We start from the raw sequence: 15,310 nt of genomic DNA on the forward strand, positions 1-15,310 counted from the left end.
TCAACATGAGCAACGCGATGCGATTCGGCGAGCAACGCCCCGATTGGCCCGAATACCTGGCCGGACGGGCCAATCAGACCCGCAACCGGAAGCTGGCCGACTATTTCTCGACGGGCTCGCTTTCCGCCGACATGGCGATCGGCGAGGCACCGCTGGTGGCGCTGGATCTCGAGACCACCGGCCTCGACGCCACGCGCCACGACATCGTCAGTATCGGGGTGATGCCCTTCACCCTCGAGCGTATCCGGGTCAGCGACGGCCGTTACTGGGTCCTCTCGCCGCGCCGCGCCCTGAGCGACGAGTCGGTGGCCTTCCACCACATCACCCATACGGAAGTGGCCCAGGCGCCGGACTTTGCCGCGATCATCGACGAACTGCTGGCGTGCCTGAAAGGACGCCTGGTGGTCGTGCACTACCGACAGCTCGAGCGCAGTTTCATCGATGCGGCGGTTCGCGAACGGCTCGGCGAGGGCCTGCTGTTCCCGGTGATCGACACCATGTCGCTGGAGGCGCGCATTCATCGTCAGTCATGGTGGGCACGACTGCGTCGCTGGGCGGGGCGGCCGGTTGCCTCGATACGGCTGCACGAGAGCCGGCTGCGCTACAATCTGCCGGCCTACACGGGTCACCATGCGCTGGTGGACGCCCTGGCCACCGCCGAGTTGCTCCAGGCGCAGATCGCTCGCCACTATCGCTGGGAAACGCCGGTCGGTGAACTCTGGCGCTGACCGGCCCGATCCTCCCTCGATGTCCGGTGGTCCCGCCCCAACTACTCATCAGGCCTGCCTGGCATAAAAAAGGAGCGGCCCCGTAGGGCCGCTCCCGCTGGTGATGCCAGGACGGCGAACGTCAGATCTTGGGTTCGGAGCGCAGCCCCTGGATGATGGCGTAGCAGGCCGCCAGCAGTACCAGGGTGAAGGGCAGGCCGGTCGAGATCACCGCGGCCTGCAGGGCCGTCAGCCCGCCGCCGAGAAGCAGCGCGATGGCGATGGCGCCCTCGATCAGGGCCCAGAACACCCGCTGTGACTTGGGCGCGTCGACCTTGCCCCCGGCGGTGATCGAGTCGATCACCAGCGAGCCGGAATCCGACGAGGTGATGAAGAACACCATCACCAGCACGATGCCGACGAAGGAGGTGATGGCGGTCAGTGGCAACTGGCCGAGCATGGTGAACAGCTGCAGTTCCAGCGCCGCATCCTTGACCCCCTGGAAGCCGTCGTTGACCAGCTGGCTGATGGCCGTGCCACCGAAAGCGGTCATCCACAGTACCGAGACCAGCGACGGTACCAGCAGTACCGCGATCAGGAACTCGCGCACCGTGCGGCCGCGACTGACGCGGGCGATGAACATGCCGACGAACGGTGACCAGGAGATCCACCAAGCCCAGTAGAAGGCGGTCCAGCCGTGCACGAAGTTGACGTCGTCACGCCCGAACGGATTGGACAGGGCCGGCAGGTATTTCAGATAGGAGAACAGGTTCTCGAAGAATCCGGTGGCGATCATCAGCGTGGGGCCGACGAAGATCACGAAGGCCAGCAGCAGGAAGGCCAGGGCCATGTTGAGCTGCGACAGTCGTTGCACGCCCTTGTCGACGCCGGCGACCACCGAGCCCAGTGCCACCAGGGTGATCCCCATGATCAGGATGACCATGACCACGTTGTTGTTGGGCGTGTCGAACAGGTAGTGGAGCCCCGCGGACGCCTGGGTGGCGCCGAGCCCCAGCGAGGTCGCCAGACCGAACAGGGTGGCGAACACCGCCAGGATGTCGATGATGTGGCCCGGCCAGCCCCAGACGCGCTCACCCAGGATCGGGTAGAAGATCGAGCGCATGGTCAGTGGCAGCCCCTTGTTGTAGGAGAACAGTGCCAGAGCCAGCGCGACCACGGCGTAGATGCCCCAGGGGTGCAGGCCCCAGTGGAAGATCGTCGCGGCCATGCCCAGCGAGATGGCACCCTGCTCGTTGCCCTGGGCGCCGCCCAGCGGGGCCCAGGAGTCCCCGGAGAGAGAGGTGCCGAAGTGGGTGATCGGCTCCGACACGCCGTAGAACATCAGGCCGATGCCCATGCCGGCGGCGAACAGCATGGCGAACCAGCCGGCGTAGCTGAAATCCGGTCTGGCGTGCATGCCGCCGATACGCACCTTGCTCAACGGCGTGAAGATCAGCACCACCGCGAGGATGACGAAGATATTGGCGGCCAGCAGGAAGAGCCAGCTCAGGTTGCTGGTCAACCACTGGCGGGTGCCGTTGAAGATCGGCCCCATCTGGTCGGGCAGTGCCAGCGTGATGATCACGAAGAACAGGATCAGCAGCGACGAGATGGTGAAGACCTTGCCATGCAGGTCCACATCGAAGCCGAACTTTTTGGTGGTGATGTTGTCCTGACCGATCACGTAATCGGTATCGATGAGATTGGAAGGGCCTTCCGGCGCAGGAACGCCCTCCTGAGGCGGTTCCGGCTGGTTGTTGGTATTTCGATCCACGGGACTTCTCCGTTTTTCTGTACGATGTGCAAAGCGCCAAGCTCGAGACGGAATGCCGTCTTTGCAGGCCTCGCCGGGTCTCCTGGCTCGTCTCCGGCAAGGGCGCAGTAACAACAGGGATTATCCTGAAGCAATCTCTCGTCGCATGCCACCGCCAAACGCCTGACTGGCGCGATCGGCGATGAAGCGTGTCGCTGTCGGGGTTACCCGGTCGCTAGACGATGCCGGCGTCCAGCGCGGCGGCCAGATAGAGACCGAGTTCCTCCGTCTGGTCCGCGAAGGACGGCTGCCACTCCCCGCGCAGTCGCAGAGGCGGCTGCACCCACTGCCAGCCGAGGCCCGCCACGATCGCTTCCACCGCGCGACAGGTGCCGGTGCCGTCGTGACCGGCACGCACGTAGAGGGCACAAGGCAGCCCGCGACATTCTTCGAGCAGCGGGTAGTAGCTGCGGTCGAAGAAGTCCTTGAGCGCGCCGCTCATGGTTCCCAGGTTCTCGGGGGTACCCAGCAGGATGCCATGGCAGCCCAGCACGTCGTCGGGGCCGGCCTCGAGCGGGGCTCTGACCGACACCGATACCCCCTCGATGGCCTCGTGGCGAGCCCCTCGCTCCGCGGCGTCGCGTAGCCGGCGGGTGTTGGGCGAGGGCGCATGGGCGACGATCAGCAGATGCCTGGACATGCGCCCATGGTGGCACGTCGCGGCCCGATGTCCAGCCAGGGCGCCACTGGCGGGTGACGCTTCCCGGGGTTGTGGGCTATATTCAAGCGATCGTTTGAATACAGTCGTCCGGGAGAACAACAGCCATGGCTTACTATCAGGCGCCGTTGCGCGACATGCGTTTCGTGCTCAACGAGGTCCTCAAGGCCGGTGACGAGTGGGCAGCCATGCCCGCTACCGTCGAGGTCACCCCCGACCTTGCCGATGCCATTCTCGAGGAGGGCGCGCGGGTCACCCGGGCCGAACTGTTCCCGCTCAACCAGAGTGGCGATGCCGAAGGCTGCCGGTTCGAGGGCGGTCGCGTCAACACCCCGTCGGGGTTCAAGGCCGCGTTGCGTACCCTGGCCGACGGTGGCTGGCTGGGGCTGGGTGGCAATCCCGATCACGGCGGACAGGGGCTTCCCAAGCTGTTGACCGTGGCTTTCGAGGAGATGCTCTACGCCACCAATGCCAGCTTCGCGCTATACCCGGCGCTGAACACCGGCGCCACGCTGCTGCTCGATCAATACGCCCCCGAATCGATCAAGCGTGTCTACCTGCCACGCATGTACGCCGGTGAATGGCTGGGCACCATGTGCCTCACCGAACCGCACTGTGGTACCGACCTGGGGCTGATAAAGACGCGTGCGGTGCCGCTCGACAAGGCCGGCGGCGAAGGGCCGAAGCGTTACGCGATCACCGGCAGCAAGATCTGGATTACCGGCGGCGAGCACGACATGGTCGACAACATCGTGCATCTGGTGCTGGCCAAGCTGCCCAATGCGCCGCCCGGGACCAAGGGCATCTCGTTGTTCCTGGTTCCCAAGTACCGGGTGAACGCCGATGGCGAACCGGACGCCCCCAACGGGGTGAGCTGCGGGGGGCTGGAGCACAAGATGGGCATCCAGGGCAGCGCCACCTGCGTGATGCATTTCGAGGACGCCGAAGGGGTCTTGATCGGCGAACCGCACCAGGGGCTGGCGGCAATGTTCACGATGATGAACTACGAACGTCTGTCGATCGGTCTTCAGGGGTTGGGGCTCGGCGAGGTGGCCCATCAGAGCGCCATGGATTTCGCCCGCGAGCGGCGCCAGAGCCGGGCGCCGGGCGGCGCGAAGGCGCCCGATGCCGACGCCGATCCCATTCTGGTGCACCCCGACGTGCGTCGCATGGCGCTCAATGCGCGGGCCTGGAACGAGGGCGGCCGGGCCTTCGCCGCCTTCGTCGCCAGCCAGCTCGACCGCGCCAAGTTTCATGCCGACGCCGAGGTGCGCGACGAGGCCGAGGCGCTGGTGGCGTTGCTCACGCCGGTGGCCAAGGCGTTTCTCACCGATCGCGGCTTCGACACCACGGTGGAGTCCCAGCAACTCTACGGCGGCAGCGGCTACTGCGTGGAGTGGGGCGCCGAGCAGTACGTGCGCGATGCGCGAATCGCGATGATCTACGAAGGCACCAACGGCATCCAGGCCATGGACCTGGTGGGGCGCAAGCTGTTCCGCAATCAGGGGCGTTACGTCAAGCGCTTCGCGAGTCTCATGCAGGCCGATCTGGGCGAGCGCCCCGACCCCGCGTTGGCCGATGCCCACACCCGCGCGACGCTGGCGCTGGTCCTGCTCGAGAACGTCACCGTCGATCTGCTGCAACGCGCCAAGAACCACCCCGAGGAACTGGGCGCCGCGGCCGCCGACTATCTCTCGCTGTTCGGCCATGTCGCCTATGCCTGGATGTGGTGGCGCATGATGCGCGCGGCCCAGCACGGTCTGGAGACGCAGGGGCCCTCCGGCGAGGCCTTCTACCGGGCCAAGCTGGCGGTGGGGCGTCACTATCTGACCCGCATGCTGCCGCGTATCGAAGCCCTCGAGCGTCAGATCGAGGCGGGCGCCGAGCCGCTGATGGCCCTGCCCGAGGAGGCCTTCCATCCGCAGGGCTGAGATGCCATGATCCCGCGCCCGAGACTCCATTAGCAGGGCGTGTTATAACGACGTCGGACTCGAGACGGCAGGCAAGGCGGGCCGACGGTGACCTGAGCGATGGGGCGGCGGGACATGGTGACAACGTGGCGGCGAATCCAGGCGGCGTGCTGGCGGCTCGTGGCGGGCGAGGCCTTGTCGCCGTTGCAACGCATGCACCTGGCCTTCCTGTTCGTCGCCGCCTTGACCGCCGCCATCTCGGGGGCCTTCAACGTCATCGTCGGGCTGAGTTCGCCGACCTATGCCCTGGTGCTCGAGGGCATCGCCCTGGCCGTGCTGTGGATGTGGTATCGCTCGCGCTGGCATGGCGACGTGGTGCGCATGGCCTGGTGGTTCTGCCTGCTGGCGATCTTCGGCATCATGCCGCTGAACTGGTTGTTCAACCAGGGCATGAGCGGCCCCACCTCGATGTTCTTCCTGATGGGCGCGGCCTACGCGCTGGGTGTGATCCCGTCCTGCGGCTTCCGGCGCTGGGTCGTGCTGGCGGGAATCGTGGGCATGCCGCCGCTGATGATCCTGCTCGAGTATCACCACCCGGGTTGGGTGACGGATTATCCCGACCGGTTTTCCCGGGCACTGGACCTGGGGGTGAGCTATCTGATGAACGTGGCCATTCTGCTGATCCTGGTCAGCGGTCATCTGAAGCGGGTCCGTCGCGAGCAGCGAGTGAGTCGCCGTTACGCCGAGCGGCTGCGGGAACTGGCGCGACGCGACAGCCTGACGGGGCTGCTCAATCATGCGGCCTTCCACGAACGGGTCGCCATCCGGCAGGGCGAGTGTCGACACGACGGCACCTCGGCGGCGCTGCTGACCTACGATCTCGATCACTTCAAATGGCTCAACGATACCCATGGCCACCCCTATGGCGACACGGTCATCGTCCGCTTCGCCGACTGTCTGAACGACGTCGCGAGCGATTTCGGTGCCGTGGTGGGGCGTTGCGGCGGCGAGGAGTTCTCGGTCCTGATCGCGCCGGCGACACCGGCGGAGATGCTGGCGTTCGATACCCGATTGCGTGAGGCGTGTCGGGCGCGGCCGCTCGCCCACGGCGATATCCAGTTCAGCGGGGGTGGAGCCCTGCTGGAAACGGACGGGCCGGTCAGCCGCTGGTTCGAGCGGGCCGATCGCTCACTGTATGCCGCCAAGTCGGCGGGCCGACAGCGTTTCTCGATGGATGACTCGCTGGATAACGAGTGCCTGCCCGGATAAGAGGGTGTTTACAAATTAGGCGAGCGAAGGCAAGACAAGGCAAAATCGGCCGAAAAAGCGGAGTTTACACGGGGTAAATGAGCATTTTGAGGCCGATTTTAACGCCGTATTGTCGAGCGCAGGCATTTTGTAAACACCCTCTAAGAACGCCTTTCACAACCGCTAGACGAAGTGAGCTTCTCCGGCGGCAGGACGTCGCGAGGGCGCTGTGAACCCCTCCCTGGGCGCTACCTTTGCCATCCATGGCAAAGGACCCTCGCTTTGCCCTGCCACCGGTGCCCCTCATCAGGGGGTTTGGAGATGCATTCCAAGCCCTCCTGCTTCTTTCCAGCCCTTGCCGTGGACGCGCCCGAATTCCCTGCGTTGCCGGGGCGGGTGCGCCTTTCCAGGACGCCCGGTCGCCGCTGCACCATTATAGTGCGATGCGCTGCCCGAATTCGGGCGTTTTCCGAACCCGTGGCAAACGCCATGCACCATTGTGGGGCGTCGAGGGGCTGCGGTGTGGCTGTCGTATTTCTGTAAGTCTCTAAATTTAAAGGGTTAATGGAGGATTTCAGGAGGTTGGCATGTCCCTTGCGCTTTGTGAGGTGATGGCTCCGTGAATGGGGGCGCTCGTCGCTGGACACGATGAACAACCATAAACGCAAGGAGACTCAAGTGAACGCATCCAAGTCCCATCGCTGGATCGCCGCCGGCCTGCTCGGCCTGGGTATCTCGGTTCCTGCTCTGGCCCAGGAGGACACCATCAAGGTCGGCATTCTCCATTCGCTGTCGGGCACCATGGCGATCAGCGAGTCGACGCTCAAGGACGAAATGCTGATGCTGATCCAGCAGCAGAACGACAAGGGCGGCCTGCTCGGCAAGCAACTGGAGCCGGTGGTGGTGGACCCGGCCTCGGACTGGCCGCTGTTCGCCGAGAAGGCCCGTCAGCTGCTGGCCAAGGACAAGGTCGACGTGATCTTCGGCAACTGGACCTCGGCCTCGCGCAAGGCGGTCCTGCCGGTGGTCGAGGAACTCGACGGTCTGCTGTTCTACCCGGTGCAGTACGAGGGCGAGGAGTCTTCCGAGAACATCTTCTACACCGGCGCGGCGCCCAACCAGCAGGCGATTCCGGCCGTCGACTACCTGATGAACAATGTCGGCGTGCAGCGCTGGGTGCTCGAGGGCACCGATTACGTCTACCCGCGCACCACCAACAAGATCCTCGAGACCTATCTCAAGGAGCACGGGGTCGCCGACGACGACATCATGATCGACTACACCCCGTTCGGTTATTCGAACTGGCAGAACATCGTCTCCAACATCAAGCAGTTCGGCAGCCAGGGCAAGAAGACCGCCGTGGTCTCGACGATCAACGGCGACGCCAACGTGCCGTTCTATCGTGAGCTGGCCAACCAGGGTATCGACGCCGCCGACATCCCGGTCATGGCCTTCTCGGTGGGCGAACAGGAGCTGTCGGGTATCGATACCGCGCCCTTGGTCGGTCACCTGGCGGCCTGGAACTACTTCATGAGCGTCGATACCGACGCCAACTACGACTTCATCGACAACTGGATCGCCTATAACGACGGCGACGACACCGTGGTCACCAACGATCCGATGGAAGCCCATTACATCGGCTTCAACATGTGGCTGCAGGCGGTCAAGAAGGCCGGAACCACCGAGGTCGATGCGGTCAAGGACGCGATCATCGGTGTCACCGTGCCCAACCTGTCGGGTGGCTACGCGACGATGATGCCCAACCACCACATCACCAAGCCGGTGATGATCGGCGAGATCCAGGACAACGGGCAGTTCTCGGTGGTCTGGCAGACGCCGTCCACCGTGGCCGGCGATGCCTGGTCCGACTACCTGCCGGGCTCGCGGGATCTGATCAGCGACTGGCGCAAGCCGCTCGAGTGCGGCAACTACAACGTGGTCGAGAAGACCTGCGGCGGCAGCGCCGAGGAAACCGCCAGTCAGTAAGACGGGCGCGATCCCCCGGCCGTGCCCGTCACGGCCGGTCCCGATAACCGTCGGAATCGGCAGCGTGCCCTCGGTGCCGGTCCCGCGACACGCCACTCGAAGGATTCCCGCATGACGCTCTTGCGGACCATTACCGCGACCCTGATGCTGGGTTGTCTCATCGCCCTGGGCGCGGGCAATGCCCTGGCCCTGGACGCCGCCTCGCCCCAGCAGGCGCCGGACGAATTGCGCGCCCTGGCCGCCGATTCCTACGCCGCCAAGGCCCGGGCCATCAAGGATCTCGTCGCCAGTCAGGCGCCGCGTACCCGCGTCTGGTTGCAGGCGCTGCTCGACGGCAAGCTGCAGCGGCTTGAGGACGACGGTCGCTTCGTGATCGTCACCGACAACCGAGGCCGTGACTGGACGGTGATCGATGCCGTCGACGACGCGCCGCTGGGCGAGGTCTCGCGGCGCAGGATCGACCGCATCACCATCAACAATGCCCTGCGCAATCAACTGCGCAGCGCGATGGCGATTCTCGATCTCGACGCCGATGATCCGGCCGAACGCCTGGCCAGTGCCGATCGCCTGATCGGCGAGGTCGACGCCGACCTGGCCGAGCCCCTGGCAGCACGCCTCGACGCCGAGAGCGACGGCGACGTGCGCGCCAAGCTGGCCCAGGCGCTGGCCCTCTACCGATTGCAGTCGGGCGATGCCGCGCAGATCGATGCCGCCATCGACACCCTCTCCGGCAGCCTCAATCCCACCGTGCGCGCTGCGCTCGCCCAGGTCGCCCGGGGCGACGGCGAGGCCGCCGAGGCGGCCCGCCAGGCGCTGGCCGGCATCGAGCAGGCGCTCAGGCTCAACCACGCCGCCGAGACGCTCTATTTCGGCCTCAGCCTGGGCTCGGTGCTGGTGCTGGCGGCGATCGGCCTGGCGATCACCTTCGGCGTGATGGGCGTGATCAACATGGCCCACGGCGAGCTGATCATGCTCGGCGCCTACACCACCTGGATGCTCCAGCAACTGCTGCCCGGTCAGCCCGGCCTGGCGCTGATCCTGGCGATCCCCGCCGGCTTCCTGGTGTCGGCGCTGGTCGGCGTGATCATCGAGCGCAGCGTGATCCGCTTTCTCAAGGGGCGGCCGCTGGAAACCCTGCTGGCGACCTTCGGCGTCAGCCTGATCCTGCAGCAACTGGTGCGCACGGTGATTTCGCCGCTCAACCGTACCGTGGTCACGCCGGAGTGGATGAGCGGCTCGCTGGTGGTCAACGAGGCGCTGTCGCTGACCCTCAACCGGCTCTACGTGCTGGGTTTCGCGCTGGTGGTGTTCGCGGCGCTGATGCTGGTGATGCGCCGCACCCGGCTGGGCCTGGAAGTGCGCGCGGTGACCCAGAACCGCACCATGGCCCGGGCCATGGGGATACACGCCACCCGCGTCGACATCCTCACCTTCGCCCTGGGCTCCGGGGTCGCCGGACTCGCCGGGGTGGCGCTGTCGCAGCTGACCAACGTCGGCCCCAACCTGGGCCAGAACTACATCATCGATTCCTTCATGGTGGTGGTGTTCGGTGGCGTGGGTAACCTGTGGGGCACGCTGGTGGCCGGCATGTCGCTGGGCGTGATCAACCAGGTGATCGAGCCCTGGGCCGGCGCGGTGCTGGCCAAGGTGATCGTGCTGGTGTTCATCATCCTGTTCATTCAGAAGCGCCCGCGCGGGTTGTTCCCGCAGAAGGGCCGCGCGGCGGAGGGCTGAGCCATGAACTGGTTTCTCAAGCCGGCCACGGAGCGCTCGACGCAATGCTTCGTCGGCGTGCTGATCGTCGCCCTGGCGGTGGTCTGCGTGCTCAACCTGGCGCTGCCGGCGGCCAATCCCCTGCATGTCTCGACCTACACGGTGGCACTGCTCGGCAAGTACCTGTGCTATGCGCTGCTCGCCGTGGCGGTCGATCTGGTGTGGGGCTACCTGGGCATCCTGAGCCTCGGCCACGGCGCCTTCTTCGCCCTCGGCGGTTATGCCATGGGCATGTATCTGATGCGCCAGATCGGCGATCGCGGCGTCTACGGCGATCCGGTGCTGCCGGATTTCATGGTGTTCCTCAACTGGGATCACCTGCCGTGGTACTGGCAGGGCTTCGACATGGCCGGATTCGCCTTCCTGATGGTGCTGCTGGCGCCGGGGCTGCTGGCGCTGGTGTTCGGCTTCCTGGCGTTTCGCTCGCGGGTCACCGGGGTGTATCTGTCGATCATCACCCAGGCGCTGACCTTCGCGCTGATGCTGGCGTTCTTCCGCAACGAGATGGGCTTCGGCGGCAACAACGGCCTGACCGACTTCAAGGAACTGCTGGGCTTTCCGATCAGTGCCGACGGCACCCGGCTGGGCCTGTTCCTGGCTTCCGGCGTGGCGCTGGGGCTCGGCTACTGGCTGTGCCGGGCGATCGTTGCCAGCAAGCTGGGGCGGGTCTGCGTGGCGTCGCGGGATGCCGAGGCACGGGTGCGCTTCATCGGCTACCGGGTCGAGCGCGTGCAGCTTTTCGTGTTCGTCGTCTCGGCGATGCTCGCCGGTGTCGCCGGCGCGCTCTACGTGCCGCAGGTAGGGATCATCAACCCCAGCCAGTTCTCGCCGCTGTTCTCCATCGAGATCGTCGTCTGGGTGGCGCTGGGCGGCCGCGCCACGCTCTACGGCGCGGTGATCGGGGCGATCCTGGTCAACTACGCCAAGACGGTGTTCACCGGGGTGATGCCCGATGCCTGGCTGTTCGCCCTGGGCGGGCTCTTCGTGGTCTGTACCGTGCTGTTGCCGCGCGGCCTGGCGGGCCTGATGCAGTGGCGCCGCAACGCGTCACGCCATGACGAGCGGACGACGGAGGCGACGGCATGAGCATCCTGCAATCACTGGCCGATCGCGAACGGGTCTTCGATTTCCTGATTCCCGACGCCTCGCCGGTCGACGTGCGCCACGGGCCGATCCTCTATCTCGAGGACGTCAGCGTCAGCTTCGACGGCTTCAAGGCGATCGACGATCTCAACCTGACCATCGACGACGGCGAGCTGCGCTGCATCATCGGCCCCAACGGGGCCGGCAAGACCACCATGATGGACATCATCACCGGCAAGACGCGGCCCGATCGCGGGCAGGTGTGGTTCGGCAGCCGCCACAACCTGCTGACGATGAACGAGCCCGAGATCGCCACCCTGGGAATCGGCCGCAAGTTCCAGAAGCCCACGGTGTTCGAGGCGCTCGGCGTGTTCGAGAATCTCGAACTGGCGATGAGCGCCGACAAGCGTGTGCTGCCGACGCTCACCGCGCGACTCTCCGGCGCGGCGCGCGATCGCATCGACGAGGTGCTGTCGCTGATCGGCCTCGATGCCCAACGCCGCCGACCGGCGGGAATCCTGTCCCACGGCCAGAAGCAGTGGCTGGAGATCGGCATGCTGCTGATGCAGCGCCCGCGCCTGCTGCTGGTCGACGAGCCGGTGGCGGGCATGACCGAACAGGAGATGGAGCGTACCGGCGAGCTGCTCACCAGTCTGGCCGGCAAGCAGTCCGTGGTGGTGGTCGAGCACGACATGGGCTTCGTGCGCTCGATCGCCCGCAAGGTCACGGTACTGCACCAGGGCAGCGTCCTGGCCGAAGGCAGCATGGATCAGGTATCCAGCGACCCGCGGGTGGTCGAGGTCTATCTCGGGGAGGAGGCGTGATGCTGGCCATCGACACGCTCAACCAGTTCTACGGCGAGAGCCACACCCTGTGGGATCTGTCGCTCGACGTGCCCAGTGGGCAATGCACCTGCGTGATGGGCCGCAACGGGGTGGGCAAGACCACGCTGCTCAAGTGCGTGATGGGCGAAGTGCCGATCAAGACTGGCGAACTCACCTATGATGGAGAGATACCGCTGACCCGCCGGCGTCTCGAGGATCGCTCGCGACTGGGGATCGGCTACGTGCCCCAGGGCCGCCAGATCTTCCCGCTGCTGACGGTGGAGGAAAACCTGCGCACCGGGCTGGCGGCGCGCCGCGACGGCGCGAAGCGCATCCCCGAGCGGATCTACGAGCTGTTTCCGGTGCTCTGGGAGATGCGCCATCGCCGTGGCGGCGATCTGTCCGGCGGCCAGCAGCAGCAGTTGGCGATCGGCCGGGCCCTGGTGCTCGAGCCGCGGTTGCTGATCCTCGACGAGCCGGGCGAGGGCATTCAGCCCAATATCGTCGCCGAGATCGGCGAGGTGATCCGCAAGCTCAATCGCGAGGACGGCATGACCGTGCTGCTCGCCGAACAGAAGCTGCCGTTCGTGCGCAAGTACGCCGATCGCTTCGTGATCCTCGATCGCGGCCGGCCGGTGGCGCAGGGCGCCATCGACGAGCTCGGCGACGACCTGATCAAACGACACCTGACCGTATGACGCTGTTTCACGATCTCACCCCGGCGCGACGCGCCGTCGCCCGCCACGACTCGGGCCATCGTTTCGATGCCGAGCGGCGCTGGGCGGCCTCGCTCGCACTGGGTTTCGCTCCCGGCGAGCGGGGCACGCGGCTGATCAAGACGCGCCACGAAGGTCCGCTGCGCGTCCAGCGCCCCTTCTATCCGGAAGGGCGCGACGCCGGAGCCCCTTGCCATGTCTACCTGCTGCATCCCCCGGGCGGGCTGGTGAGCGGCGATGCCCTGGCCATCGACGTGGACGTCGCGGGGAATGCCCACGCGCTGCTGACCACGCCGGCCGCCGCCAAGCTCTACCGCGCCGACAGCCAGGGCGTGAGCTGGAGCCAGCACGTCCGGCTGGGGGTCGCCGAGGGCGGCACGCTGGAGTGGCTGCCCCAGGAGACCCTGGCCTTCGACGGTTCGCGTGGCAGTCAGTCGACGACCATCGAGCTCGCCGGTGGCGCACGTTGCCTGGGTTGGGAGCTCATGGCGCTGGGCCGGCCGGCCAGCCGCTTGCCGTTCGCAAGCGGCCGGGTCGAGCAACGCTTTCGTCTGACCCGCGACGGCCTGCCCTTGTGGCTGGAGCGTCAGCCCCTCGATCCCCGGCATCCGCGTTTTCAGGGGCGCTGGGGGCAGGGCGGGGCGACGGTGCAGGCCACGCTGTGGGCGGTGGGCCTCGACGCGCCGCGCTCGGCCGTCGAGGCGTTGCGCGAGGGACTACCCGCGTCACCATGCTGGGCGGCGACGCAGCGCAACGACGTGCTGCTGCTGCGCTATCTCGGCGACTCCCGCAACGCCGCCTGGGATCTCTGCCAGCGCGCCTGGGAATGCCTGCGTCCGCGCCTCGTCGGCCGCGAGGCTCATGCGCCGCGCATCTGGGCCACCTGACCCGACACGCCAGTATCAATCACGCAGAACAGCGACGAGAGGAACGATCACCATGGAACTCACGCCCCGCGACAAGGACAAGCTGCTGCTGTTCTCCGCCGCGCAGCTCGCCGAGCGCCGCCGCAACCGTGGCCTCAAACTCAATTACCCGGAGGCCGTGGCGCTGATCAGCTTCGAGATCCTCGAGGGCGCCCGCGACGGCAAGAGCGTCGCCGAGCTGATGAGCGAGGGTCGCGAGATCCTGACCCGTGACGACGTGATGGACGGCGTGGCGGAAATGGTCGACGAGGTGCAGGTCGAGGCGACCTTTCCGGATGGAACAAAGCTCGTGACCGTGCATAACCCAATTGTCTAAGGAGCTCGCCATGATTCCCGGTGAATACCAATTGAAGGACGGTGAGATCGAGCTCTGCGCGGGACGCAGCCGGATCACCGTCGAGGTCGCCAATACCGGTGACCGGCCGGTCCAGATCGGCTCGCACTACCACTTCGCCGAGGCCAACCCGGCGCTGGTCTTCGATCGCGCCGCCGCGCGCGGCTATCGTCTCGACGTGGCCGCGGGCACGGCGATTCGTTTCGAGCCCGGTCAGAGTCGCGAGGTCACGCTGATTCCCTACGTCGGTCGGCGGCATGTCTACGGCTTTCGCGGCGAGGTCATGGGCTCGCTCTCTAACGCGCCCGAGGCCACGCGAAAAGCGCAAAAGCCTGATGAAGGAGGCCAACCATGAAGCCTGCTAGCACGATCACGCGCCAGGCCTATGCCGACATGTACGGCCCGACCGTGGGCGATCGCGTGCGCCTCGGCGACACCGAACTGTGGATCGAGGTCGAGTGGGATCATACCCATTACGGCGACGAGGTGAAGTTCGGCGGCGGCAAGGTCATCCGCGACGGCATGGGCCAGAGCCAGCGCAACGACGCCGCGGTGATGGACACCGTGATCACCAACGCGCTGATTCTCGACTGGTGGGGCATCGTCAAGGCCGACGTGGGGGTCCAGGGCGGGCGCATCGCCGCCATCGGCAAGGCCGGCAACCCCGATACCCAGCCGGACGTGACGATCGTCATCGGCCCCGGCACCGAGGTCATCGCCGGCGAGGGCAAGATCCTCACCGCCGGCGGCATCGACGCGCACATCCACTTCATCTGTCCGCAGCAGGTGGAAGAAGCCCTGATGAGCGGCGTGACCACCATGCTCGGCGGCGGCACCGGCCCGGCCACGGGGTCGAACGCCACCACCTGCACGCCGGGCGCCTGGCACATCGGCACCATGCTCCAGGCGGTCGACGAACTGCCCATGAACATCGGCCTGCTCGGCAAGGGCAACGCCAGCCTGCCCGAGGCGCTGGAAGCGCAGCTCGAGGCCGGCGCCATGGGCCTCAAGCTCCATGAGGACTGGGGCACCACGCCGGCCTCGATCGACAACTGCCTGAGCGTGGCCGAGCGTTACGACGTGCAGATCGCCATTCATACCGACACGCTCAACGAATCGGGGTTCGTCGAGGATACCCTGGCGGCGTTCAAGGAGCGCGGCATTCACACCTACCATACCGAAGGGGCGGGTGGCGGCCATGCTCCGGACATCATCACCGCCTGTTCCAAGGACTACGTGCTGCCGTCGTCGACCAATCCCACCCGGCCCTACACGGTGAATACCATCGACGAGCATCTCGACATGCTGATGGTCTGCCACCACCTGGACCCC

Annotated in this window: 14 protein-coding genes; 12 read left to right on the plus strand and 2 right to left on the minus strand. The window is 66.2% G+C overall.

Annotation, left to right across the window (positions count from 1 at the left end; all coding sequences use genetic code 11):
• Positions 1-5: 5 nt before the first annotated feature.
• Positions 6-728, plus strand: a complete 723-nt coding sequence (locus D0901_RS00160) for a 3'-5' exonuclease (RefSeq protein ID WP_129138270.1) — start codon at positions 6-8, stop codon at positions 726-728.
• Positions 729-849: 121 nt separating this feature from the next.
• Here D0901_RS00160 and D0901_RS00165 read toward each other — a convergent pair whose 3' ends face one another.
• The gene (locus D0901_RS00165; RefSeq protein WP_129138271.1) at positions 850-2,481 is read right to left on the minus strand and encodes a BCCT family transporter; all 1,632 of its coding nucleotides are present in this window, start codon (positions 2,479-2,481) and stop codon (positions 850-852) included.
• A 214-nt stretch (positions 2,482-2,695) separates the two neighbouring features.
• On the minus strand, positions 2,696-3,160 hold the full coding sequence (locus D0901_RS00170; protein ID WP_129138272.1) for a flavodoxin family protein: 465 nt from the start codon (positions 3,158-3,160) through the stop codon (positions 2,696-2,698).
• A 125-nt stretch (positions 3,161-3,285) separates the two neighbouring features.
• Between D0901_RS00170 and D0901_RS00175 the strand changes: the two genes are divergently transcribed.
• The 11 genes from D0901_RS00175 to D0901_RS00225 form a co-directional block, all read left to right on the plus strand.
• Positions 3,286-5,109 carry an acyl-CoA dehydrogenase C-terminal domain-containing protein gene (locus D0901_RS00175; protein WP_129138273.1) on the plus strand — a complete coding sequence of 608 codons (1,824 nt, stop codon included), beginning with the start codon at positions 3,286-3,288 and terminating at the stop codon, positions 5,107-5,109.
• A gap of 114 nt (positions 5,110-5,223) precedes the next feature.
• Positions 5,224-6,357, plus strand: coding sequence for a GGDEF domain-containing protein (locus D0901_RS00180; RefSeq protein WP_162500790.1), 1,134 nt, complete (start codon positions 5,224-5,226; stop codon positions 6,355-6,357).
• Between the two features lie 627 nt (positions 6,358-6,984).
• Positions 6,985-8,322: an urea ABC transporter substrate-binding protein gene (urtA, locus tag D0901_RS00185; RefSeq protein WP_129138275.1), complete on the plus strand. Its 1,338-nt coding sequence runs from the start codon at positions 6,985-6,987 to the stop codon at positions 8,320-8,322.
• Positions 8,323-8,433: 111 nt separating this feature from the next.
• Positions 8,434-10,056 (plus strand): urea ABC transporter permease subunit UrtB, encoded by a 1,623-nt coding sequence (gene urtB, locus D0901_RS00190; protein WP_129138276.1) that lies wholly within the window; start codon positions 8,434-8,436, stop codon positions 10,054-10,056.
• 3 nt (positions 10,057-10,059) lie between these two features.
• Positions 10,060-11,181, plus strand: a complete 1,122-nt coding sequence (urtC, locus tag D0901_RS00195) for an urea ABC transporter permease subunit UrtC (RefSeq protein ID WP_129138277.1) — start codon at positions 10,060-10,062, stop codon at positions 11,179-11,181.
• A complete protein-coding gene (gene urtD, locus D0901_RS00200; RefSeq protein ID WP_129138278.1) occupies positions 11,178-12,002 on the plus strand; it encodes an urea ABC transporter ATP-binding protein UrtD in 825 nt (274 codons plus the stop codon). The genes urtC and urtD overlap by 4 nt, the downstream gene beginning before the upstream one ends.
• Positions 12,002-12,700: an urea ABC transporter ATP-binding subunit UrtE gene (urtE, locus tag D0901_RS00205; protein ID WP_129138279.1), complete on the plus strand. Its 699-nt coding sequence runs from the start codon at positions 12,002-12,004 to the stop codon at positions 12,698-12,700. The genes urtD and urtE overlap by 1 nt, the downstream gene beginning before the upstream one ends.
• The gene (locus D0901_RS00210) at positions 12,697-13,605 is read left to right on the plus strand and encodes an urease accessory protein UreD (RefSeq protein WP_129138280.1); all 909 of its coding nucleotides are present in this window, start codon (positions 12,697-12,699) and stop codon (positions 13,603-13,605) included. Before urtE ends, D0901_RS00210 begins: the two co-directional genes overlap by 4 nt.
• Before the next feature lie 52 nt (positions 13,606-13,657).
• Positions 13,658-13,960, plus strand: a complete 303-nt coding sequence (locus D0901_RS00215; RefSeq protein ID WP_129138281.1) for an urease subunit gamma — start codon at positions 13,658-13,660, stop codon at positions 13,958-13,960.
• A gap of 10 nt (positions 13,961-13,970) precedes the next feature.
• Positions 13,971-14,333, plus strand: coding sequence for an urease subunit beta (locus D0901_RS00220; protein ID WP_129138282.1), 363 nt, complete (start codon positions 13,971-13,973; stop codon positions 14,331-14,333).
• Positions 14,330-15,310 (plus strand): urease subunit alpha (locus tag D0901_RS00225; protein WP_129138283.1); only part of this gene is annotated, 981 nt, incomplete at its 3' end. The genes D0901_RS00220 and D0901_RS00225, both read left to right, overlap by 4 nt.

Origin of the sequence: Modicisalibacter coralii (assembly GCF_004117855.1) — a bacterium.
Taxonomy (GTDB): Bacteria; Pseudomonadota; Gammaproteobacteria; order Pseudomonadales; family Halomonadaceae; genus Modicisalibacter; species Modicisalibacter coralii.